Origin of the sequence: Burkholderia sp. BCC1972 (genome assembly GCF_905339605.1) — a bacterium.
In the GTDB taxonomy this organism is placed as follows: domain Bacteria; phylum Pseudomonadota; class Gammaproteobacteria; order Burkholderiales; family Burkholderiaceae; genus Burkholderia.
Genome location: NZ_CAJPGH010000016.1, coordinates 44269 through 65990 on the forward strand (window position 1 = coordinate 44269; position 21722 = coordinate 65990).

Sequence of the window (21722 nt, forward strand, 5' to 3'; positions counted from 1 at the left end):
CAAGCCCGCAATGCGGGCGTTGTACACGAATCACTCCGGAGACAGCCGCACCGGCGCAAACGCCCCGCCGGCCATCGGTCAGCAACATGCGAATCCTCATCGCCGAAGATGACAGCATACTCGCGGACGGCCTCACCCGGTCACTCCGCCAATCGGGCTATGCCGTCGACCACGTGAAGAGCGGCGTCGATGCCGACACGGCGCTGTCGATGCAGACTTTCGACCTGCTGATCCTCGATCTCGGCCTGCCGAAAATGTCCGGGCTCGAGGTGCTCAAGCGCCTGCGCGCGCGCAACTCCAACCTCCCCGTGCTGATCCTGACCGCCGCCGACAGCGTCGACGAACGCGTGAAGGGGCTCGACCTCGGCGCCGACGACTACATGGCCAAGCCGTTCGCGCTCAACGAGCTCGAGGCGCGCGTGCGCGCGCTGACCCGGCGCGGCGCGGGCGGCGGCCCGACCGTCGTGCGCCACGGCTCGCTCGCGTTCGACCAGGTCGGCCGCATCGCGTATGCGAACGACCACGTGCTCGATCTCTCCGCGCGCGAACTCGGGCTGCTCGAAGTGCTGCTGCAGCGGATCGGCCGGCTCGTGTCGAAAGAACAGCTCGTCGATCACCTGTGCGAATGGGGCGAGGAAGTCAGCAACAACGCGATCGAGGTCTACGTGCACCGGCTGCGCAAGAAGATCGAACCGAGCGGCGTGCGGATCTCGACCGTGCGCGGCCTCGGCTATTGCCTCGAGAAGGTCGCGCCCGCCGCGCCGGCCGACACGGCAGCGCCCCAGCCCGCGGTGGCCGGCACGCCGCTGCGCTGACACCGGCGTCGCCGCGATGGCCACGCCGGCCCACTCCCGCCACCCGACCGGCGCGCCGTCGTCGGCCGCCGACGATGCGCGCGACGCGCGCTACGAAAACCCGTTCGCGCCGCCCGACGAAACCGAATCGCCCGAGGCGCCGCGCCCGCGCTCGCTGTTCGGCGAGATCCTCGACTGGATGCTCGCGCCGCTGCTGCTGCTGTGGCCGATGAGCATCGCCGTCACCTACCTCGTCGCGAAGACGATCGCGAACAGTCCGTTCGACCGTGCGCTCGAAACCAATGCGTACGTGCTCGCCCGGCAGATTCATCCGGTGAACGGCGTGGCCGAGCTGACGCTGCCGGAACAGACGCGCGACTTCCTGCGCGCCGACAACGTCGACAGTGTTTACTTCCAGGTGCTCGGCACCCGCGGCGAACTGGTCGCGGGCGAAGCCGACATGCCGCTGCCGCGCGACGAGGACCGCCCGCCGCCGGGCGTCGTCGTGTTCCGCGACGACCTGCTGCGCGGCAACGACGTGCGCGTCGCATATACGACGGTCGCACTGCCGCAATCGGGCGACACGCAGCCCGTGCTCGTGCAGGTCGGCGAGACGCTCGACAAGCGCAACGCGCTCGCGAACGACATCATCAAGGGCGTGATCCTGCCGCAATTCGTGATCCTGCCGCTCGCGATCCTGCTCGTGTGGTTCGGGCTGTCGCGCGGGCTCGCGCCGCTCAATGCGCTGCAGGCGCACATCCGCGCGCGGCGGCCCGACGACCTGTCGCCCGTCGAGGCGCAGCGCGCGCCGCCCGAGATCGAGCCGCTCGTCACGTCGTTCAACGACCTGCTCGCGCGCCTCGAACAGAACATGGCGCTGCAGAAGCGCTTCATCGCCGACGCCGCGCACCAGATGAAGACGCCGCTCGCGGGCCTGCGCACGCAGGCCGAGTTCGCGCTGCGCCACCCGGTCCCGCCCGACGTGCAGCGCTCGCTCGAACAGATCGCGACGAGCTCCGAGCAGGCCGCGCGGCTCGTCACGCAGCTGCTGGCGCTCGCGCGCGCCGAGAACCGCGCGAGCGGGCTCACGTTCGAGCCGGTCGAGATCGCCGCGCTCGCGCGGCGCGCGGTGCGCGACTGGGTGCAGGCCGCGCTCGCGAAGCGGATGGACCTCGGCTACGAAGGGCCGCCGGACGATGCGCCGCTCGACGTCGACGGCAATCCGGTGATGCTGCGCGAGATGCTCGGCAACCTGATCGACAACGCGATCCGCTACACGCCCGAAGGCGGCCGCATCACCGTGCGCGTGCAGGCCGACCCGGCCGCACGGTTCGCGCATCTCGAAGTCGAGGATACGGGCCCCGGCATCCCGGCCGCCGAACGCGAGCGCGTCGTCGAGCGCTTCTACCGGATCCTCGGCCGCGAGGGCGACGGCAGCGGCCTCGGGCTCGCGATCGTGCGCGAGATCGCGACGCAGCACGGCGGCACGCTGACGCTCGACGATCACGTCTACCAGCAGGCGCCGCGCCTCGCCGGCACGCTCGTGCGCGTCAGCCTGCCGCTGGCCGGTACGGCCCCGGATTAACCCTGACACGCGCCGCCGCCGTGTGGCGAAAATGCGTCGAAACCGGCGATTTACCGGACGTTCGAAGCACAATCAACACGAGAAGCGGACGATTCGGCGCGGGTTAACGTGCAGTCGTTTTGTGCGCGCGAGTCAGTCCGCCGTAAGTTTCCGTGCCAATAATCGTCGACAGGCCCGCCCACCCAAGGCGGCCGCACATCTATATCAAGGGACTTGGAGACGATTCATGGCAACGTTAGGCGGGCAAATTTCGCACTCGCCGATGACGGGCGAAGAGAAGAAGGTGATCTTCGCGTCGTCGCTCGGCACCGTGTTCGAGTGGTACGACTTTTACCTGGCCGGCTCGCTCGCGGCCTACATCAGCAAGAGCTTCTTCTCCGGCGTCAATCCGACCGCCGCTTTCATCTTCACGCTGCTCGGCTTCGCCGCCGGCTTCGCGGTGCGGCCGTTCGGCGCGATCGTGTTCGGCCGGCTCGGCGACCTCGTCGGCCGCAAGCACACGTTCCTCGTGACGATCGTGATCATGGGCGTCTCGACGTTCGTGGTCGGCTTCCTGCCCGGCTACGCGTCGATCGGCATCGCCGCGCCCGTGATCTTCATCGCGATGCGGCTGCTGCAGGGCCTCGCGCTCGGCGGCGAGTACGGCGGTGCGGCGACCTACGTCGCCGAACATGCGCCGGCGAACCGTCGCGGCTTCTACACCGCGTGGATCCAGACGACCGCCACGCTCGGCCTGTTCCTGTCGCTGCTCGTGATCCTCGGCGTGCGCACGTTCATCGGCGAGGAAGCGTTCGGCAGCTGGGGCTGGCGCGTGCCGTTCGTCGCGTCGATCCTGCTGCTCGCCGTGTCGGTATGGATCCGGATGCAGCTGAACGAATCGCCGGTGTTCCTGCGCATCAAGGCGGAAGGCAAGACGTCGAAGGCGCCGCTGACCGAGGCGTTCGGCCAGTGGAAGAACCTGAAGATCGTGATCCTCGCGCTCGTCGGCCTGACGGCCGGCCAGGCCGTCGTGTGGTACACGGGCCAGTTCTACGCGCTGTTCTTCCTCACGCAGACGCTGAAGGTCGACGGTGCCAGCGCGAACATCCTGATCGCGATCGCGCTGCTGATCGGCACGCCGTTCTTCCTGTTCTTCGGTTCGCTGTCGGACAAGATCGGCCGCAAGCCGATCATCCTCGCGGGCTGCCTGATCGCGGCGCTGACGTACTTCCCGCTGTTCAAGGCGCTCACGCACTACGCGAACCCGCAGCTCGAGCTCGCGACGCAGAAGGCGCCGATCACGGTCCTGGCCGACCCGGCCACCTGCTCGTTCCAGTTCAACCCGGTGGGCACGTCGAAGTTCACGAGCTCGTGCGACATCGCGAAAAGCGCGCTCTCGAAGGCAGGCCTGAACTACGAGAACGTCGCGGCGCCGGCCGGCTCGCTGGCCGAGATCAAGGTCGGCGACGCGGTGATCCAGACCTACGACGGCAAGGCGGCCGACGCGAAGGCGCAGGGCGCGGCGTTCGACAAGACGCTCGCGTCGACGCTGAAGGGCGCCGGCTACCCGGCGAAGGCCGACCCGGCGCAGCTCAACTGGCCGATGACGATCGTGATCCTGACGATCCTCGTGATCTACGTGACGATGGTCTACGGCCCGATTGCCGCGATGCTGGTCGAGATGTTCCCGACGCGGATCCGCTACACGTCGATGTCGCTGCCCTATCACATCGGCAACGGCTGGTTCGGCGGCTTCCTGCCGGCGACCGCGTTCGCGATCGTCGCGGCGAAGGGCAACATCTATTCGGGGCTCTGGTATCCGATCGTGATCGCGCTGGCCACGTTCGTGATCGGCCTGCTGTTCGTCAAGGAGACGAAGGACTCGAACATCTACGCGCAGGATTGAGGTTGCAACGCGCGGGCGGGGACGGGTTGCCGGACGGGTGTCCGGTAGCCCGCCACCCGCCCTGTCGCGAGGCCGCCATGGGCCGCCCGGCAACTTTTTTCGCGAAAGATGGAAAAAGCTGTTGACAGCCAAGCGGCCGACCGACATAATTCAATTCTTCACGGCGAATTAGCTCAGTCGGTTAGAGCGACGGAATCATAATCCGCAGGTCCGGGGTTCGAATCCCTGATTCGCCACCAAATGCGAAAAGCCGCTGTTTCGAAAGAAACAGCGGCTTTTTTCATTGCCGCGCTGCTCCGGCAGCAGCACATCACCCGCCGATAAACACTCAACGGCACGATCGCGTACGCCCGGTCTAGCGGGTTGATCTAGCGGATTCCGCAATCGGGATCCGTCACGCGCATATCGGCATCGGCCATGCATGACCCGTTCCGGCGTGCCGTGACCGTTCACCCATCCCGTTTCTTCCCGACGTTCGCGGATCCCGCTGCGAAATCACATCGTGTCGACCGTACCGGTCTCCGCCATCGTCCGCTGACGGTAAGCAAGATCGCGAACCGGACACGACGAAATCCAGTCGCGATCGATATACGACTGACTCGCCGATGCGAGCAATCCAAATCGTCGATAGCGGCATGCGGAGATACCGAACGGCCGCAATTTTGATACCGCGCGCAACGGCGCCCAGCCTGCCACGCCATGAGCACGACGCTGCGCTTAGAATCGGAACCCCAATAACCGCTGCAGCCGGGCACGACAACTGTGAAAAAACGCCTCGCATGCTTTCTACTGGGCCTGATCGGTGTAGCGATTCCGCTCGCCTGCTCGGCCGACCCTTTGCCGGGCACCACCGTCGACGGCCTGCAGTGGCGATTCGTGCAATTGCATGACACCGGGCACGACGATGACTACGAGGTCGCCGCCCGTCGAGGCGAACAGGTCCTGGTCTGGGACGACGGCAAGAACCGGCAAGCCTATGCGGATGCCGTGTACCTGCTGATATCCGCCCCGTTCGACCAGGTGCAGCCGCGGGTGCAGGGCGTGCTGCAACGGACGAGCCCCGTGAAGGCCAGTATCGACCGCTGGCAGTTGTACAACTTGCCGGCCCCGTGGGAACAGGTGCTGTTGTCGCGCCGGCCGGACCTCCGCACGGCCATTGCCGAACAAGCGACCCAGCCGAAGCTGCAGCAGGCGCTGCAACAAGGTGCGATCACCCGTTCAGAACTGGACCGGCGCATGGATCAGGCTCGTGCACGCGTCAACGGGCTGTTCCAGGGCTCCCACGTGCCCGCGCTTCAGGCCACCTATGCGTACTGGGACGCCCGCCAGGATCACAGCGACGGCATCACCGGCCAGTACCGCAGCACACTGTTCGTGAGGGTGCAGGACGTGAGCGCCATCTTCGGGCATCCGGCGACGGTCGTTCAGTTCGGTCGCAGCGATACCCGACCCAATCCCGACTACAGCCTGTGGAAAGCACTGACGCTGCAGGACCTCGACATATTCAGCGGCAACCGGACCCAGTCCAGCAGGACGGGCATATCCGTTGTCCCGGGCGACGTGTTCGCGGCATTGTCCGACGCTCTGTCCGCGATTCCCGGCAAGCTGGAAATCGCCGCGTCGCCGACCGCATGGCAGTTGCCCTCGACACCGTCGATACCGGCCCCCGCGATCGGCCTGATCGCACCGGACCCAAGCGCCCCGGTGCTGAAGCCCCTGTTCATGCGCTGGGACACGCTCGTGACCGATCCGTCGCAACGCCCCCTGCTGTATCCGCACGACATCCTCGGCCTGCCGGATGGCAGCATGCTGTTCAGCGCCCAGGTGAGCGACAAACGCGGCTGGAACGAATACGTGTGGCGGCTGCACGAGGACAATGGCGCGTGGCGCGCCGAGGCCGTCTGGCAAGGCAAATCCGGCCCGCGACGGATGATGATCAACGGCGACGGCAGCGCCGTCTGGTTCGACGGCCAGCCGGACGACCGCGGCAAGCCGTGCCTGTACCGCTATGACATCGCGAGCCGCAAGGTCGATCGCCATGACATCGTCTGGCCGAGCGAAACCAGCTGGCGTGACTATCAGATGAGCGATCTGCACTGGATCCTCGCGGACGATCTGCCGGCCAATTTCTGGCACGACATCCGGCATGGCGAAAAGGACTCGAACCCGCTCGGCTCCGAATACCTGACCGTGCAGCGTCCGGCGTCGCCGCCACCGGGCACCGACGACCCATGGCCGTTCGCCACCACGCTGTCGTCCGTGCGCCAGTCGCTGATGAACGAAATCACGGGCAGCGGCAATCCGCTGATCTGGCCGGTACGCTGGCGGCCTGCCGGGAGCTATTGGACGGAGGATCCGCAGGGGCTCGCCGAACTGGACGCCCGCACCGGCCGCACGCTACGCACGATCGAGCTGCCCCAGCGCTTCGGCGCCCCGAATCCCGCCAACGCCGCCGGCGTCGCGCAATGGGTACCCGAGCCGCTCGGCTCGCCGCAGGGCCAATGGATAGCAACCGGCTTCGTGCTGCTGCTCGACGACGACGGCAGCATGCCTCCGTCAGTCAAGCTCTCCGGCGCGAAACGCGCCCGTTTCGTCGGCATGCACGTAGCGGATCTCAAGAGCGGTCACGTACTGTCGGCACTGCTCGGCCCTGCCGACGACTTCAAGGCCGCGGCCCGTTCAGCGAACGGACGCTTCCTTGCGATGGGCACGACCGATAACTCACGCGGCTGGACGCACCGTGTGGCGCTCTGGGACGTCGCACGAGGCCGGACACCCGTGCAGCTCGACGCGTCTGCGTTACCCAGGGACAACGAGATCCACGCGTTGGCCTTTTCGTGGGACGGTTCGGCGCTGTGGGCGCTGGGCACGCGTGAACTGCTGCTGTGGCAATTGCCCGCCGCGCTGCGCGATCGCGCGACGCGAGGCGCCGTGCCGGATCAATCCCGCAATTGAGACGCCGGTCTCGACCGGCGCCCGGTTTGCGCCATCTGCGAAAATCGGCATCGAGTTCGGCCGGCCGCGCCGCCGCGGGCTTCTCCATGGCGGAAATCCGCCGTTGCCGAATCGACAATGACAATTCCGAGGGCTAGATGATGGACCGTCACGAATCGACAAGCGACAAGCATCGTGGACGCACGAAACGACGCTGGCTGATAGCCGGTGTCGCATGCGCGGCGGCCGTGCTGGTTGGCATGCGCGTCGTTTCACCGCGAGACGAACTGGACAAAAGCAAGATCAACGCAATCCTGAAGCCCGCGCTCGCGGACAAGAACACCGCTCCGACCGACGCCTGCGTCAGCCTGGCCGGCGCCGAACTTCCTGCGAACGTCAATGCGAAGGAATTGCTGAGAGTCGACGGCGTAGTGAGATCGGACGTGCAGGCATTGATCAACCGCGGCCTGATTACCGTGAAATTCAATGCAGGCAAAGGGCGACCGACCGTGAGAAATCCGGACTACGAGTCGCGCGACACCCATGTCCCGTTGAGCCACATCGAGCTCACCCCCGTCGGAAAGTCGTACTACCGGTACGAGGAATTCGAGACGACCGACGGGTCGGTTCCCGGTGGACGCGTGCTGCACATGGTGAACTTGTTCTGCGCGCACGTGACCTATGGCGGCGTCGAAAAATTCATGGAGCCGTCCAAGAATCCGTTCGACGACAATCCGCATCTGGTCTCGTGGGTCAATTTCCTGTGGAAGCCGGATCGGCAAGCCACGCCGTGGCTGGCCGACCCGGACCTCCTGGGCTCGCTGACGTTTTATCCCGAAGAGGACGGCTGGGCGCACAAGGGCATTCTCCTCGAACGGGACGACAACGGGCACTGGGCGCTCGGCGACAATCCTTACACGATCCGCTGGTAGGCACGGCATCGCGTGACGTCTCACCTGCCCGGCGATCGTCGAGACGAGGCACGCGCGGCACGCCTCATCTCCCTTCGCTGATCGCGGTACCGCCCGGCTGCATGTCGCCGCCTTACGCCGCTACCGCCCCCCTCTGCACCTCCACCGCCTGCGCCCCCACCTTCCCCCGCCAGTTCTCCCCGCCCTCCAGCGCCGGCGTCGACTCGAACAGCTCCGCGACCCAGTCGGCGAACACCCGCACCTTCTGCGACAAATGCCGGTTGTGCGGATAGACGATCGAAATCGGCTTCGGCTTCGGATTGCAGTCCGGCAGCACCTCGACCAGCGAGCCGTCGAGCAGGTTCGGCAGCACCATGAACAGCGTCGGCTGGATCATCCCGAACCCTTCGAGCCCGCACGTCACGTAGGCATCCGAATCGTTGACCGTGACGCTGCCGTTCATCCGCACCTCGAACGGCTTGCCGTCGATCATGAACACCCACGGAATCGCCCGTGCACCGTGGCTCGCACGGAAATTCACCGCATGGTGATCGGCGAGATCGGCGATTTCGTGCGGCTCGCCGTGACGCGCGAGGTAATCGGGCGACGCGCAGGTCACGCGCTTCAGCATCCCGATGCGCCGCGCGACCATCGACGAATCCTCGAGCGGCCCGACGCGGATCATGCAGTCGATGCCCTCCTCGACCGGATCCACGTAGCGGTCGGACAGCCCCAACTCGAGCGTGATGTCCGGATAGCGCTGCCGGAAAATCGACAGCGACGGCAACACGATGCGCCGCCCGAGCGAACTCGGCATGTGGACGCGCAGCACGCCGGTCGGCTTGCGGTTGCCGGTCTGGAAGCTCGCGTCGGCCTCCGCGATCTCCGAGATGATCTTCATGCAATGCTCGTAGTACGCGGCGCCCTCCGGCGTCAGCGACAGTCGGCGCGTCGTCCGGTGCATCAGGCGCACGCCGAGCAGCGCCTCGAGATTCTGGATGATGGTCGTCACCGATGCGCGCGGCATCGCGAGCGTATCGGCCGCGCGTGTGAAGCTGTTCGCGTCGACCACACGGGTAAAAACTTCCATTGCCTGGATTCGGTCCATGCTGCTTCCCCCTTCCAATCGCCAACGGAACAGAATAGAGCGCGCGACGGGCGCGGCACAAGCCCCTGCCTATTGTTATCCGATCCTGAATAGTTGCAGTGTTTCGGACTGGGAATCGACTGTTTTTCGTTCAGTTCGCGACGTCGACCGCACCGGCCCGATCCCGCCCCGCGCGTCACCGCACGAACCGCTCGCGATAACCCTGCGGCGACACGCCCAGCACGCGCACGAAACTGCGCCGCAGCGTCTCCTCCGAACCGAAGCCGCAGCGCGCGGCGATCCGCTTGACGGGCCACGCGGTTTCGCCGAGCAGGCGCTGCGCGGCCTCGATGCGGATCTGCTCGACCGCGCGCGCGGGCGTGCGGCCCGTCCCCGCACGATAGTGGCGCACGAAGCTGCGCTCGCTCATGCTGACGCGCTCGGCCAGCGCAGGCACCGACAGGTCGGCCGTCAGGTGCTCGGCCATCCACGCATGCAGGTCGCCGAACCGGTCGTCGGTGCGCTGCATCGACAGCATCGCGCTGAACTGCGCCTGTCCGCCCGGACGCTTCAGGAACACGACGAGTTCGCGCGCGACGTCGAGCGCGGTCGCGCGCCCGAGATCCTCCTCGACCAGCGCGAGCGCGAGATCGATGCCGGCCGTGACGCCGGCCGACGTCCACAGCGCGCCTTCGCGGATGAAGATCGGGTCGGGCTCGACGCGCACGTTCGGGTAGCGCGCCGCGAATTCGTCGCAGCGCGCCCAGTGCGTGACCGCGCGCCGCCCGTCGAGCAGCCCGGCCTCGGCGAGCAGGAACGCGCCGGTGCAGACCGACGCCACGCGCCGCGCGCGCCCGGCCTGCTGCCGCACCCAGCGCACCAGCCGCGCATCCTTCGACGCGGCGTGCACGCCCTTGCCGCCGGCGACGATCAGCGTATCGGGACGACGCGCGGCCGAGCGCAGCGACTCGGCCATCACGACGAGGCCCGACGACGTCTCGACGGGCCCTGCCTCGACTGCCACGACGCGCGGCGCATACGGCGCCGGCTGCCCGCGCTCCAGCGCAAGCTCGTTGACGGACGCGAACACCTGAAGCGGCCCCGACACGTCGAGCAGTTGCGCACGCGGGAACGCGAGGACCAGGATCGAACGCGGAGCATCGGCAGGCATGGCGATTGGCTGAAAACGTGGGTGATATGGCAATTTCGCCAAACACTACGCGCCTAGAATCGATCTGTCCATCCCGTGCCGGCAACGGCGCGCTCCCCTTCCACTCGGAGTCCTCGCATGACCCTGCACATCGGCCTTCTCGTGTTTCCGGGCGTCCAGCAACTCGATCTCACCGGCCCGCACGACGTCCTCGCGTCGCTGCCCGACGCAACCGTCCATCTGGTCTGGAAGTCGCGCGACGCCGTCGCGTCGAGCAGCGGCCTTGCACTCACGCCGACCTGCACGTTCGACGACTGCCCGCCGCTCGACGTGATCTGCATTCCGGGCGGAATCGGGATCAACGACGTGCTGCTCGACGCCGAAACGATCGCGTTCGTGCGGCAACGCGCAGCCGCCGCACGCTATGTGACGTCGGTCTGCACGGGTGCGCTGCTGCTCGGCGTGGCCGGCCTGCTGCGCGGGCGGCGCGCGACGACGCACTGGGCGTTCCACGCACTGCTCGAACCGTTGGGTGCGGTGCCCGTGCGCGAACGCGTCGTGCGCGACGGCAACCTGATCACCGGCGGCGGCGTGACGGCCGGCATCGACTTCGCGCTGACGATCGCCGCCGAACTGGCAGGCGATGAAGAAGCGCAGGCGATCCAGCTGCAACTCGAATACGCGCCCGCGCCGCCGTTCGCCGCCGGCTCGCCCGACACGGCGCCGGCAGCGGTCGTGAAGCGCGTCACCGAACGGTCGGCGGCCGGTTTCGCGAAGCGCAAGGCGATCGTCGAGCAGGCGCTGCGCGCGACGGCGCGCTGAATGCGGATACGAAGAACGTGACGGAAGGACGGCGCGCGTTCGCGCGGGAGAACAGATCGATGAAGATAATCCGGAGTGTGGACTTCACGGCGAATCGCGCGTGGGGCGCGCTCGATATCGCGAACCTGAACGGCATCACGGTCCGGTTGCACTGGACCGACGCGCCCTATCGATGGCACGTGAACGACGGCGAAGAGGTGTTCGCGGTACTCGACGGCCGCGTCGAGATGCGCTACCGCGAAGCCGGCGTCGAGCACGCGACCGTGCTCGATACGGGCGACGTCTTCCACGCGACGGTCGGCACCGAGCATGTCGCGCATCCGCTCGGCGAAGCGCGCATCCTCGTGATCGAGACGGCAGGCAGCGTCTGACGGCGGGCACCCGCCGTGCGCCGAAGACGCACGGCGGAAGCGGGCTTCAGCCCGTGATCGTCCCCGTACCCTGGGACGGAATCAGTTTCGGCTGCGGCGTGCAGACGCACTGGCACAGGTCATGCTCGAGCGCGACGACCTTGCCCATCACGGTCATCGTCCGCTCGCCGCCGTCCGACACGATCACGCCCGTCGTCTTGCAGGCGGCGCAGAACACCGGTGCGCCGAGATAGGCGAGTTCGCGTCCGTCGAACGACGAGTTGGCGATCCCCTCGAGCACCACGCCGCCGTGGTCGGTCGTGTCGCCCTTCAATATGAATTTGCGGCTCATGTGTCGGTTCTTCCCTCGGAAACGCCGCGCTGCGCGGCACTCGGCCGCGCACGGGCAATCGGAATCCGCCCGTCGGTCGCGGGCGTTCCGCGAGCATATCACCGCTCGCGGCCGCCGCTTGCCGATCGCCGCCGCCGCGCCCGTCAGAACTTGTGCCGGATGCCGATCCGCGCCTCGAACTGGCGGTCGTTCGCGGACGCGCCGGGGCCGTTGATCGCGGCGACCGCCGCGCGCCCCGTCGAACCGGTGCCCGATGCGCGCTGAAAGACGGCCGTCGCATACACGTCGGTGCGCTTCGACAGGAAATAGTCGAGCCCGGCCGCGACCTGGTGGTACGTCGCGCCGTCTCGGCCGTTCACGCCGCCGCCGCGCGTGTAGTCGTACGCAACGCCGCCGAACAGGTAGGGCGTGAACTGGTAGCGCACGCTGGCCTCGACGTTGTTGAACACCGCGTTTCCCGACACGCCGCCCGGGTTCGGCCCGGACGACAGGTCGCCGAGCCGGCGAAACGACGTGTTCGTATACATCGCGCCGAGCGTCACCGCGCCGAGCGCGTAGGTGCCGCCCGCCGCCGCGACCTGCAGCGTGCGCGCCGACGCATAGCCGGAATACACGGGCGACAGCATGTTGTTGCCGGGCACGCCGACGACGACCGGCGCGGGGCTGCCGGTCGTGCCGAAGAACGACACGTTCGGGTTGCGGGCATTCAGGTAGCCGGCCGCGACCACGAGCGGCCCGCGCGTGTAGCCGGCCGTCATCGACCACACCTGGTTGCGCGTCGCCGCGCCCGCGATGCCGCCCACGCCATACATGGCCGCGAAACGGAATCCGCCGTAGTCGTTGCTCGTGAACTTGATCGCGTTGTTGGTCGAGTTCGCGTTGTTCACGTTGTCGAGATCGCCGGGGTGCGCAACCATGTAGCCGCCGAACTGCGCGGCGGCCTCGAGCGGCCCGAGGAAGTCGACGTTGGTATCGTACTGGCGCCCGAGCGTGACGGTGCCGAACGGCCCCGACAGCCCCACGAACGCCTTCTTGCCGAAGATCAATCCGCCCTGCCCGAGCTTGCCGGTGCTCGGGTCGAAGCCGTTCTCGAGCGTGAAGACGGCCGCCAGCCCGCCGCCGAGATCCTCGACGCCGCGCAGCCCCCAGCGGCTCGCCTGCTGCACGCCGCCGAGCATCCGCCACGCCGGCTTGCCGCTCGCGGTGCCGTTCGGGCCGGCGACCGCGAGGTTGCTCGTGTAGGTCAGCCCTTCGTCGATAATGCCGTACAGCGTCACGCTGCTCTGTGCGTGCGCCGCACCCGCGATCAGCGCGACGCCCGCGCCTGCCAACAGCCGTTTGTTCATCGGAAGGTCTCCATTGCGCGGGTCGAATGGCCAAACGCAGGCGTGCGCGTCCCCCGCAGGCGCGCGGCCTGCTCCGGTGCGAACCGGAACGGTCAGCGGTGAATCGGGGAAGACGGCTGGCGCAGCGCGTCGGCGACGACGGCCGGCGGGGCCCAGCGGCGGCCGGCCGCGATTTCGTACGCATGGCCGAACTGCAGCACGCCCCAGTCGTCGCGGTAGCGGCCGACGATCTGCATGCCGATCGGCAAACCGGTCGCGCCGAAGCCGCACGGCACCGACAGGACAGGCGCCTCGGTCGACGACAGGTACCAGCACACGCGCATCCAGTCGATGTACGACGTGCTCGCGGCGCCCTGCACGTGCGCAGGCGAACGCAGGTCGACGTCGAACGGCATCACCTGCGTGGTCGGCAGCACATAGAACGCGTAGCGCTGCATGAACGCGCGCATCCGCTCGAACAGCCGCGTCTTGCGCACGAACATGCGGCCGAGATCGGCGGCCGTCAGCGATCGATGCAGCCGGTATTCATCGTGAATCTCGGGCTTCAGCGTCGCACGCCGCGCATCGTCGAACCCGTCGACCAGCGTGCCGATCGTCCAGGCGCGCTCGATGCGGAACACGTCCTCCGCGTCGGACAGGTCGGGATCGTCGAATTCGACTTCGCAACCGAGCGACGCAAACACGCGCGCTTGCGCCTCGACCGCGCGACTGATCTCCGGATCGACCGGCACGCCGGGCAGGCCGCGCGACATCGCGATGCGCGTGCCGCGGAAGTCGCGTTCGAGCGGCTGCGCGAAGCGCGCGCCCGGTTCCGCGAGTTCGGTCGCGGTCTCGCCGCTCGGCCCGGCGATCGCCGCAAGCAACAGTGCGGTATCGGCCACGTCGCGCGCCATCGGCCCGTCGACGCCGAGCGTCGTCCAGCCGTTCAGGTCCGGCGCGCGCGGCACGCGGCCCGGCGACGGCCGCAATCCGACGACGTTGTTCCACGCGGCCGGGTTGCGCAGCGAGCCGCCCATGTCGCTGCCGCACGCGAGCGGATTCATCCCGCACGCGAGCGCGGCCGCCGCGCCGCCGCTGCTGCCGCCCGCGGAGCGCGTCAGGTCCCACGGGTTGCGCGTCGCACCGAACACGTCGTTGAACGTATGCGACCCGGCGCCGAATTCGGGCGTGTTCGACTTGCCGATCATCAGCGCGCCGGCGCTCGCGCAGCGGCGCACGACGAGCGCGTCATGCAGCGGCACGTGATCGGCGAACGACGGCGAACCGTACGTCGTGCGCACGCCGCGCGTCGCGGTGAGATCCTTCTGCGACACCGGCAGCCCGTGCAGCGGGCCCTGCCATTCGCCGCGCATCCAGCGGGCGTCGATGTCGCGCGCGCGGGCCCGCAGCACGTCGGGATCGACGACGGTCACGAGCGCGTTCACGCACGGGTTGACCGCCGCGATCCGCGCGAGATGCGCGTCGAGCAGGTCGCACGCGCTGATCTGCCGCGTCTTCAGCAGGTCGAGCATCGTGCGGGCGGACAGGTCGCACAGGTCGCCGGCCGTGACGTCGGCGGGCGGGGACGAAAGCGAAGCGATGGCGGTCATACGATTCGGGGCGAAGAGGAAAGAAGGAAGCGGCGGCGGTCATGCATCGTGTTCGCTGCGATCCGTTGCGAACGCGAGCGCGACGAGCGACAGCACGCCGCAGGCGATCACGTACCATGCGGGCGCCGCCGGATTGCCGGTCGCGCCGATCAGCCACGTGACGATGAACTGCGCGAAGCCGCCGAAGATCGACACGCCGCCCGCATACGCGATCGACAGCGCGGTGGCACGCGTGCTCTTCGGGAACAGCTCGGCGAGGATCACGCCGTTCGCGCCGGCGTTGATCGAGTGCAGCGCGGCGAGCAGCATCACGACCGCATACATCGTCGCGATCGACGGCACCGCGCGAATCAGCCAGAAGCCCGGCAGGATCAGCACGGTCAGTGCGATGCGCGACCACAGCGCGACACGCTTGCTGCCGATGCGATCCGACAGCCGCCCGCCGATCGGCGCGGCGACGAACATCACGGCGCCGGACAGGATCCCGCACCACAGCGCCGTATCCATCGGCAGGTGCAGCACCTTGATCGCATACGTCGACATGTAGTACAGAACGATGAAATGCGCGGCCGTGCCGCCGACCACGAGGCCGAGCGCTGTCAGCACGGCGCCGCCGTCGCGCCGCAGCACGGTGCCGAGCACCGCCGACGAACGCCGTGCGGCCGCGGCCGGCGCGTGCTGCTCGATCGCGCTGAAGCGTGCGCGCAGGTAGAGGCCGATCGGTGCGATCAGCACGCCCAGCAGGAACGGCACGCGCCAGCCCCACGCTTCGAGCGACGCGGTATCGAGGCAATACGACAGCAGGAAGCCGACGAACGAACCGGCCAGCGCGGCGGCGCCCTGGCTCGCGAACTGCCAGCTCGTGTAGTAGCCGCGTTCGCCGGCCGGCGCGCGCTCGGCGAGCAGCGACGTCGACACGCCGACCTCGCCGCCGGCCGAAAAGCCCTGCAGCAGCCGCGCGACGACGACCAGCACCGGCGCCGCGACGCCGATCTGCGCATAGGTCGGCAGCACGCCGATCATCCCGGTGCCGATTGCCATCGTGACGAGCGTGAGGTTCATCGCGGGCACGCGGCCGAAGCGGTCGGCGACGAGCCCGATCACGACGCCGCCGACCGGCCGCGCGATGAAGCCGACGCCGAAGGTCGCGACCGACATCAGCAACTGCTGCTGCGCCGAGACCGCGGGAAAGAACAGTTTGCCGAGCAGCACCGCGAAGAAACTGAACACGGTGAGATCGAAGAATTCGAGGCCGTTGCCGATGGTGATCGCGACAATCAGCTGACGATTGGACGGGGATGCGGCAGCGTCGCCGACATGCCCGCCGAACATGCTGTCCGCTCGGGGCGCCTTCATGAAGGTGTGTCTCCGTACTGGTTATGCGTGTCGTGTGCACGGCCCGTTCGACGGCCTGCGCATGCAGTCTAGGCATTCAAAATACGCAGCCCGGAGCGACATTTTTCGATCGTGATAACGCACGGTTATCGCGTGCTTTCCACGCGGCGGCGCGGTGTAGGATACGAACGTCGCCACTGCCGCCGCGCCCCGCCTCGCCGTGAAACACCACCAGCTCCGGGCGCTTGCCGCCATCGCCGAACACGGCAGCCTGCGCGCGGCCGCGCGCGCGATCCACCTGTCGCAGCCCGCGCTGACGAAGGCGATCCGCGAACTCGAACTCGATCTCGGCGTGCCGCTCGTCACGCGCAATGCGCGCGGTGCGCAGCTCACGCGTTTCGGCCAGGCCGTCTATGCACGCGCACGGCTGATCCTCGCGGAGATGCAGCACGCGCGCGACGACGTGATCCAGCTGTCGGGCGGCAAGGAAGGCGCGCTCGCGTGCGCGCTGACGCCGCTGATGTCGCTCGGCTTCCTGCCGGCCGCGCTCGACGCGTTCCGCCAGCGGATGCCGACGATCCGCCTCGACGTGCGCGAAGGGTTTCTCGACACCGCGCTGCCGCGGCTGCGCGACGGCTCGCTCGACTTCGTGATCGCGATCGTCGACGCGGCGCGGCTGTCGCCGGAATTCACGTTCCGGCCGCTGCTCGAATCGGAACTGATCCTGATGACGCGCGCGAGCAATCCGCTGCGCCACTGCACGTCGCTCGCGCAGCTGCAGGACGCGCAATGGATCCTCAACACGTCGCCGGAAAGCATCGGCCGGCTGCTGCAGGACGTGTTCGTCGCGCACGGCTATCCGGCGCCGCAACCGATCGTCGAATGCACGTCGTTCAGCGCGGCGTTTTCGCTGTCGGTGCACACCGACACCGTGTCGTGCGTGCCGAAGAGCTTCATGGAAGTCGACTGGATTCGCGAGCGGATGGTCGCGATCGAGGTGGAAGAAACGATTCCGGCCGTATCGGTCGGCGTGCTCACGCGCCGCGATGCGCTGAACACGATTGCCTGCGACTACCTGATCCACTGCTTCGTCGAAGCCGTGCGCCGGCACGCTCGCGAGACGCTGCCGGGGCGATAGCGGCGCCGCTCAGACGACCAGCGCGATGCACAGCGCGGCACCGCACAGATAGGTGCCGAGCGCACCGATGAAACGCGCGGGATTGGGGTTGGCCATCGTCGGCCACGCGAGCAATCCCATGACCAGCAGGCAGCGGCACGTGGTGGCCGCGACGATCAGCGCGAGGATCGCGTGCGACGGATCGTGTGCGCCGAAATAGAGAAACAGCACCGCGAGAAACGGCGCGTATTCGGCCGTATTGCCATGCGCACGCACGAGCTTGTGCAGCCCGTTCGTCGGGTCGGGCGCGCACCCGGATTCGGTGGCCTGCCGAAAGCGCGTGACTGACACGACGAGCCCGAGCCCGAACAGCAGCAGCCCGAGGATGGCCGTGCACACGAGTGCGACGGGATGGATCGTCATGGGACTCAGGGCGTAAGCGGACACGCGCCGCACATCCGGCGATCGTACTCGCCGCCGGCGCGCGCGGCTATCGCGGAAACCCGTAGCGGCGCCGTACGACGCCTCCTTTCGCGAACGCGTTCCGGCCCGAATTGCACCGATTCCGCAGCGCACGAAATCCGTGCATCGTCCGTCGGCCCGACCGCGCGGGCCTGTCCGACGCCGCCCCGGTCACGCGCAAGTCGCCGCGCGACACGCGCAAACGTTAAGCAGTGCCGGCACGCACCATCGCGGCGCAACGCCGATCGCCACGCATCACAGGCACGCGCGTTGCGTCGGCGCATCTCGGTAGTCGACGTCCTTGGCAGCACGCTGCGGAGGACTACACTAATCCTTAATGGGGTGCGGCCGGAGCCCGCGCCTTCAGGGAGACGCCGCCATGAATCGGCCGCTGAATCGTATCCTGCCGCGCGTGACCGGGCTCGCATCGGTCTGGACGTGGGTCAAGTGGTCCTTGCTCGCCGCGCTGCTGATCGCGGTGGCGATCGTTGCGCGGCTCGTGCAGACCGAGATCGAAACGTCCCGGCTGCAGGCGCACTACCTGTCCGAGCTCACCCGCGACGTCGGCTACACGATCGAAACGGGCCCGAGCGATCACATCCGCTTCCCCGCGAACGGCCCGTACGACCAGCGCCTCGGCTATGCGATGCTGCCGGCATTCCAGGAGCGGCTGCTCGCCCGCGGCTTCGTCGTCGGCAAGCAGGCGCGCGATTCGCAGCGAATGCTGTCGCTCGGCGATCGCGGGTTGTTCCTCCCTTTTGAAGAGAAGGATCAGGCCGGCCTGATGCTGTTCGATTCGACCGGCGCGCCGCTGTTCGCGACCGTGTTCCCGCAGCGCGTGTACGCCGACTTCGACTCGGTGCCGCGCGTGGTCGCCGATTCGCTGCTGTTCATCGAGGATCGCTACCTGCTCGATGCGAACGCACCGAACCGCAACCCGGCGATCGACTGGGGACGCTTCGGCCGCGCGCTCGCCGACCAGGCGCTGCACGTCGTCAACCGTCACCAGGCGCGCCCGGGCGGCAGCACGCTCGCGACGCAGATCGAGAAGTTCCGCCATTCGCCCGAAGGCCGCACCGCGACGCCCCCCGAGAAGCTGCGGCAGATTGCGTCGGCGTCGGTGCGCGCGTACCTGAACGGCCCGCAGACGATGCTCGCGCGCCGCACGATCGTCGTGCGCTACCTGAACTCGGTGCCGCTCGCCGCGCGGCCGCACATCGGCGAAATCACCGGCATCGGCGACGGTCTCGCCGCGTGGTACGGCCGCGACTTCAACGACGTGAACCGGATCCTGTCCGCGCCGACGACCGGCGACAACGTCGACGAACAGGGCAAGACGTTCCGCGAGGTGCTGTCGCTGGTCATCGCGCAGCGCGCGCCGTCGTACTTCCTCAACCGCGGCTATCCGGCGCTGCAGAAGCTGACCGACAGCTACCTGCGGCTGCTGTCGAACGGCGGCGTGATCTCGCCCGCGCTGCGCGATGCCGCGCTCGCCGCGCAGATCGAGCGCAGCGCGCCGCCGGCCGCCGCGCGCGTGCAGTCGTTCGTGTCGCGCAAGGCCGTGACGTCCGCGCGCGCGTCGCTGCTGTCGGCGCTCGGCATCAGCGACCTGTACCAGCTCGACCAGCTCGACCTGCAGGCGACGAGCACGCTCGACAACGGCGTGCAGCAGGCCGTCGCCGAACGGCTCGCCCAGGCGTCGACACGCGACGGCGCGCAGGCCGCCGGCCTGTACGGCTACGAGATGCTCGCGCCGAAGGACGACCCGTCGCACCTCACGTACAGCTTCACGCTGTACGAACACCGCAACGGCGCGAACCTGCTGCGCGTGCAGACCGACAGCGTGAACCAGCCGTTCGACGTGAACCGCGGCGGCCGCATCAACCTCGGGTCGACCGCGAAACTGCGCACGCTGATCACGTACCTGCAGATCGTGTCCGACCTGCATGCGCGCTATGCGAACCTGTCGAATGCGGCGCTCGCGCGCGTGAAGCCCGACCCGATCGACGGGCTGTCGCGCTGGGCGCTCGACTACCTGTCGCATACGCGCGACCGCTCGCTGCAGGCGATGCTCGACGCGGCCGTCGAGCGCAAGTACTCGGCGAGCCCCGACGTGTTCTACACGGGCGGCGGCGCGCAAGTGTTCTCGAACTTCGAGAAGTCGGACAACCGCCGCATCCTGACGCTGCACGCAGCGTTCGAGCATTCGGTCAACCTCGTGTTCGTGCGGCTGATGCGCGACATCGTCCACTACGAGACGCTGCAGGCAGCCGGCCCGTCGTCGTCGTGGCTGGGCGATCCCGAGCAGCGCCAGCGCTACCTGCAGCAGTTCGTCGACGGCGAAAGCCAGGTCTACGTGAAGCGCTACTACACGCGCTACGCGGGCAAGGCGCCCGAAGACGCGCTCGCGCTGATGCTGAAGGACGTGCGCAAGTCGCCGCCGAAGATCGCGACGGTGCTGCGCAGCGTCGCGCCGAACGAATCGCTCGCGTGGTTCGATGCGCAGATGCGCGCGCAGCTGAAAGGCACGCCGGCCGCGACGCTGTCCGACGACGATCTCGCCGCGCTCTACGCGAAGTACGCGATCGACCGCTTCAACCTCAACGACCGCGGCTACATCGCGAGCGTGCATCCGCTCGCGCTGTGGACGCTCAACTACCTGCGCGCGCATCCGGCGGCGTCGCTCGCCGAGGTCCAGCGCGACAGCCACGATGCGCGTTTCTACACGTACTCGTGGCTGTACAAGACGCGCTACCACGCGACGCAGGACCGGCGCATCCGTCGCATGGTCGAGCTGCGCGCGTACGCGGAGATCACGAAATCATGGCGCGCGCTCGGCTACCCGTTCGCGGAAGTCACGCCGTCCTACGCGGCCGCGATCGGCGCATCGGGCGACCAGCCCGACGCGCTCGCGAAACTGATCGGCCTGATCGCGAACGGCGGCCGGAAGGCGCCGACCGAGACGATCACGCGGCTCGACTTCGCGAAGGGCACGCCATACGAAACGCGCTTCGTGCGCGCGGCCGCGCAGCCGCAGCCGATGTTGTCGCCGGAGATCGTCAACGTGGCGCACACGCTGCTGCGCGACGTCGTGCTCAACGGCACCGCGCGCCGCCTCGCGGGCGGCCTCACGCTGCCCGACGGCAAGACGCTCGCGGTGTACGGCAAGACGGGGACGGGCGACCAGCGCTTCAACGTCTACGCGCGCGGCGCGCGGCTGATCGAGTCGCGCAAGGTCAACCGCAGCGGCACGTTCGTGTTCGTGATCGGCGACCGGTTCTTCGGGGTCCTGACGGCAACTGCGCACGAACCGTACGCGGCCCGCTACGACTTCACGAGCGCAATGGCCGTGCAGCTGCTGAAGTCGATGGCGCCGGCGCTCGCACCGCTGATCGAACGCCCGGCCGACGCCGGCACGCGCACGGCGGGCCCGGCACCGCAAGCGGAAACGCCTGCGCCGGACGCGGCGTCGGCACAACCGTCCTGACCGCGGCGCGACCGTTCGCGGCCCAGTGAGCCGCTCAGTGCGAGCGGCCGTCGTAGTGCGTGACGGGCAGCGCGTCGAGGTCGACATCCTCGAGACAGCGGACGTTGATCGCCGCCATCGCGGTGCCGTCCGGATGCACGCCCTCGCCGAACACGTGGATCCCGCAGCGTTTGCAGAAGCGATGCTTGATCACGTGCTTGTTGAACATGTAGGTCGCGAGATTCTCTTCGGGTGTCAGCAGCTTCATGTGGTCGCGCGGCACGAACCACATCAGCGCGCCCTTGCGCTGGCAGATCGAGCAGTTGCAGGCCATCACGCCCTGCAGGTCGCCTTCCGCCTCGAACGTCACGTCTGAGCAGTGACAGCTTCCGCGATACAGCATGGTCGTCTCCCGGTGCGGCCCGTGCGCGTCGACGGGTATCCGGGCGGACACCGTTGGCGAGGCCGATCCAAACGCGTACAGTAGCGCTCGCATGCGCCGCACGCAATGTCCGGCGGCGCGCATCCCGACCCTCT

Annotated in this window: 17 protein-coding genes and 1 tRNA gene; 10 read left to right on the plus strand and 8 right to left on the minus strand. The window is 68.1% G+C overall.

Translation table 11 applies throughout. The features are described 5' to 3' along the window. The first annotated feature begins 86 nt into the window (after positions 1–86). The 6 genes from U5798_RS22265 (at position 87) to U5798_RS22290 (ending at position 8130) form a co-directional block, all read left to right on the plus strand. Positions 87–815, plus strand: a complete 729-nt coding sequence (locus tag U5798_RS22265) for a response regulator transcription factor (RefSeq protein WP_124453755.1) — start codon at positions 87–89, stop codon at positions 813–815. Positions 816–831: 16 nt separating this feature from the next. Continuing rightward, entirely contained in the window at positions 832–2379 is a 1548-nt protein-coding gene (locus tag U5798_RS22270; protein ID WP_322083214.1) for a sensor histidine kinase, read from the plus strand. A 226-nt stretch (positions 2380–2605) separates the two neighbouring features. After that, positions 2606–4264 (plus strand): MFS transporter, encoded by a 1659-nt coding sequence (locus U5798_RS22275; RefSeq protein ID WP_124453751.1) that lies wholly within the window; start codon positions 2606–2608, stop codon positions 4262–4264. 162 nt (positions 4265–4426) lie between these two features. Next, a tRNA-Met gene (locus tag U5798_RS22280) sits at positions 4427–4503 on the plus strand. 523 nt (positions 4504–5026) lie between these two features. Next, positions 5027–7219, plus strand: coding sequence for a hypothetical protein (locus tag U5798_RS22285; RefSeq protein WP_322083215.1), 2193 nt, complete (start codon positions 5027–5029; stop codon positions 7217–7219). A 137-nt stretch (positions 7220–7356) separates the two neighbouring features. Next, complete coding sequence (locus tag U5798_RS22290) at positions 7357–8130, plus strand: hypothetical protein (protein ID WP_322083216.1); 774 nt, start codon at positions 7357–7359, stop codon at positions 8128–8130. 112 nt (positions 8131–8242) lie between these two features. Here the strand turns inward: U5798_RS22290 and U5798_RS22295 are convergent, their stop codons facing one another. Next, positions 8243–9217, minus strand: coding sequence for a LysR family transcriptional regulator (locus U5798_RS22295; protein WP_322083217.1), 975 nt, complete (start codon positions 9215–9217; stop codon positions 8243–8245). A gap of 175 nt (positions 9218–9392) precedes the next feature. Beyond that, positions 9393–10367, minus strand: coding sequence for a GlxA family transcriptional regulator (locus U5798_RS22300; protein WP_124453721.1), 975 nt, complete (start codon positions 10365–10367; stop codon positions 9393–9395). 117 nt (positions 10368–10484) lie between these two features. Between U5798_RS22300 and U5798_RS22305 the strand changes: the two genes are divergently transcribed. Together U5798_RS22305 and U5798_RS22310 are read left to right on the plus strand one after the other, a co-directional pair. After that, the gene (locus tag U5798_RS22305) at positions 10485–11168 is read left to right on the plus strand and encodes a DJ-1/PfpI family protein (protein WP_322083218.1); all 684 of its coding nucleotides are present in this window, start codon (positions 10485–10487) and stop codon (positions 11166–11168) included. 59 nt (positions 11169–11227) lie between these two features. Further along, positions 11228–11539 (plus strand): cupin, encoded by a 312-nt coding sequence (locus tag U5798_RS22310; RefSeq protein ID WP_322083219.1) that lies wholly within the window; start codon positions 11228–11230, stop codon positions 11537–11539. Between the two features lie 46 nt (positions 11540–11585). Here U5798_RS22310 and U5798_RS22315 read toward each other — a convergent pair whose 3' ends face one another. The 4 genes from U5798_RS22315 to U5798_RS22330 all read right to left on the minus strand — a co-directional run bounded on the left by U5798_RS22315 (position 11586) and on the right by U5798_RS22330 (position 16161). Next, positions 11586–11870: a PAAR domain-containing protein gene (locus tag U5798_RS22315; protein ID WP_322083220.1), complete on the minus strand. Its 285-nt coding sequence runs from the start codon at positions 11868–11870 to the stop codon at positions 11586–11588. Between the two features lie 143 nt (positions 11871–12013). Continuing rightward, positions 12014–13216, minus strand: a complete 1203-nt coding sequence (locus tag U5798_RS22320; protein ID WP_322083221.1) for a porin — start codon at positions 13214–13216, stop codon at positions 12014–12016. A 92-nt stretch (positions 13217–13308) separates the two neighbouring features. Next, positions 13309–14805: an amidase gene (locus U5798_RS22325; RefSeq protein WP_124453712.1), complete on the minus strand. Its 1497-nt coding sequence runs from the start codon at positions 14803–14805 to the stop codon at positions 13309–13311. Positions 14806–14844: 39 nt separating this feature from the next. Beyond that, complete coding sequence (locus U5798_RS22330; protein WP_124453710.1) at positions 14845–16161, minus strand: MFS transporter; 1317 nt, start codon at positions 16159–16161, stop codon at positions 14845–14847. 199 nt (positions 16162–16360) lie between these two features. Between U5798_RS22330 and U5798_RS22335 the strand changes: the two genes are divergently transcribed. After that, complete coding sequence (locus U5798_RS22335) at positions 16361–17278, plus strand: LysR substrate-binding domain-containing protein (protein ID WP_124453707.1); 918 nt, start codon at positions 16361–16363, stop codon at positions 17276–17278. Positions 17279–17287: 9 nt separating this feature from the next. Here the strand turns inward: U5798_RS22335 and U5798_RS22340 are convergent, their stop codons facing one another. Beyond that, complete coding sequence (locus tag U5798_RS22340; protein WP_124453705.1) at positions 17288–17680, minus strand: MAPEG family protein; 393 nt, start codon at positions 17678–17680, stop codon at positions 17288–17290. A 418-nt stretch (positions 17681–18098) separates the two neighbouring features. On the opposite strand from U5798_RS22340, the gene U5798_RS22345 reads away from it, so the two are divergent. Continuing rightward, entirely contained in the window at positions 18099–21206 is a 3108-nt protein-coding gene (locus U5798_RS22345; RefSeq protein ID WP_322083222.1) for a transglycosylase domain-containing protein, read from the plus strand. A 34-nt stretch (positions 21207–21240) separates the two neighbouring features. Here U5798_RS22345 and U5798_RS22350 read toward each other — a convergent pair whose 3' ends face one another. After that, the gene (locus tag U5798_RS22350; RefSeq protein ID WP_124453701.1) at positions 21241–21588 is read right to left on the minus strand and encodes a GFA family protein; all 348 of its coding nucleotides are present in this window, start codon (positions 21586–21588) and stop codon (positions 21241–21243) included. Between the last annotated feature and the right edge of the window lie 134 nt (positions 21589–21722).